Below are 375 nucleotides of genomic sequence, written 5' to 3' on the forward strand. Positions count from 1 at the left end.
ATTCACCGCGCCGTCCAGCACCACTGCATTGCCCACCACCAATGCCTGATTGCTATCGAGGTTGGTGCCGGCGGCAGCCGTCAGGGTCCCCGTGCCCAGCGCCTGCGCATCGCCCAGCACCAGCGTGCCGCCGCCGAGCGCGGTGCCACCGGTGTAGCTGTTGGCTGCATCCAGGACCAGGGTGCCGGTGTCGAGTTTCTGGAGCGCGCCGGTGCCGCCGATGGCGACATCGATCGTGCCGGTGACACCGGGATCCACCCGGATGATGGTGGTGGCGGCATTGGCGCTCAGCGCGCCTGCTCCGCCGTCGCCGAGCACATAGCCGTCGGTGATGAACTGCATGCCGGTGATGCCCTGGGTGCCCTGCACGCCCAC

General features: G+C 69.1%; 1 protein-coding gene. It reads right to left on the reverse strand.

Features of this window, described 5'->3' with window-relative positions:
• The coding region (locus OZ10_RS20195) for an autotransporter-associated beta strand repeat-containing protein (RefSeq protein WP_139051382.1) at positions 1–375 on the reverse strand (375 nt) is incomplete at both ends.

It is taken from the genome of Xanthomonas cannabis pv. cannabis, assembly GCF_000802365.1.
Taxonomy (GTDB): domain Bacteria; phylum Pseudomonadota; class Gammaproteobacteria; order Xanthomonadales; family Xanthomonadaceae; genus Xanthomonas; species Xanthomonas cannabis.